Genomic DNA, 430 nt, shown 5'->3' with positions numbered 1-430 from the left:
CTACATATGTTGACTTTAATTTTGATAAAGTGCGATGACGCAGAATAAGGGCGGGGACTGGGTCTTCGCGTGCAAGCTCCTCAAGGGCGGCTGCGTCTGTGGAGTAGCCTGTTTTTGTTTTTTTGCCGGGAGTGAGTTTTCGCTCAACATAAAGAACTTCCTGTAGCTGTTTTGTCGAGGCAAGATTAAATTCGTGTCCGACTATTTTCCATGTGTCTGATTGAATTTTATCAAGCTCGACTGCAAGCTCCTTGCCGTAACTTGTCAGAGCTTTTGGCTCTATTTTTATTCCCTCTCCTTCCATTTCCGCAAGAATGGGAAGCAGGGGCATTTCAAGGTTTTCAAAAAGGGCGATAGATTCCGTCTTTTTTAACATTGATCCAAGCGTGAAGCCCACTCAGTCAACCGCCGATCAAAATACCGTTACGCA

At 45.1% G+C, this 430-nt stretch carries 1 pseudogene; it reads right to left on the bottom strand.

From position 1 onward, the window contains the following. A pseudogene (locus ACYVTD_RS17030) lies at nucleotides 1-376 on the bottom strand (DNA polymerase); the annotation flags it as partial. Nucleotides 377-430 lie beyond the last annotated feature (54 nt).

Source organism: Treponema sp. R6D11 (assembly GCF_054786075.1).
Note: the sequence above shows the minus strand (reverse complement) of the source record. Positions and strands in the feature narration are given on the sequence as shown.